The following is a 947-nucleotide window of genomic DNA, read 5'->3' as shown; positions in this document are numbered from 1 at the left end:
GGCGTGTCACAGATAGTGTCGAGCCGGTCAATCAGCCGCCCCATGTGAGGAAGTCGAGGAGCTGACCGTGAGTAACATCGCAGCCCCGCGCCTGCCGGTTCCGGGTCCGGACCTTCGTGCACCCGGTCAGGGTGGACCCGCGTTCGACGACCAGGTTTTCAACCGTCTGTTGGCCAACCGCATCGTCTTCCTCGGCTCGGTCGTCGAGGACTCGATCGCCAACGCGATCTGTGCGCAGCTCCTGCTGCTCAACGCGGAGGATCCGACCCGCGACATTTTCCTCTACATCAACTCGCCGGGTGGGTCGGTGAGCGCCGGTATGGCGATCTACGACACCATGCAGTTCGTCGAGAACGATGTCGCGACCGTCTCGCTCGGTCTCGCCGCGTCGATGGGGCAGTTCCTGCTCTGCGCCGGTGCGTCGGGTAAGCGCTACTCCCTGCCGCACGCGCGGATCATGATGCACCAGCCGTCCGGTGGGATCGGGGGCACCGCCTCCGACATCGCCATCCAGGCGGAGCAGATGCTCTACACCAAGCGGATGATGCAGGAGCGCATCGCCTTCCACACCGGTCAGCCGATCGAGCAGATCGAGCGCGACTCCGACCGGGACCGGTGGTTCACCGCCGAGGAGGCCAAGGACTACGGCTTCGTCGACCACGTCGTCCAGCAGGCCCGCCAGGTTCCCAGCGAAGGCCCGGTGAGCTGAGCGGAGCCCCCGCTCACCGGATCGAACCGTCGTCATCCGTCCCGGAGGCAGCCACCATGTTCCACGACACGCTGTACCAGCAGACGCGGCACGAGCAGGCCCGCCAGGCAGCCGCCCAGTCGCAGGGCCGCTACGTCCTGCCGAACATCATCGAGAAAACCTCCCGCGGCGAGTACGGCATGGATCCGTACTCGAAGCTGCTCAAGGAGCGGATCGTCTTCCTCGGTGTGCAGATCGA

General features: G+C 65.7%; 1 protein-coding gene and 1 pseudogene. Both read left to right on the top strand.

Going from position 1 to position 947, the window contains the following annotated elements:
* Positions 1-67: 67 nt before the first annotated feature.
* Complete coding sequence (locus tag AC08OJ_RS07240) at positions 68-709, top strand: ATP-dependent Clp protease proteolytic subunit (RefSeq protein WP_011435649.1); 642 nt, start codon at positions 68-70, stop codon at positions 707-709.
* A gap of 56 nt (positions 710-765) precedes the next feature.
* Positions 766-947: pseudogene (clpP, locus tag AC08OJ_RS07235) on the top strand (ATP-dependent Clp protease proteolytic subunit); the annotation flags it as partial.

The organism is Frankia sp. CgKIO3, from assembly GCF_977946435.1.
The sequence above is the reverse complement of the archived record's forward strand: the minus strand, read 5'-3'. Positions and strand labels throughout refer to the sequence as shown.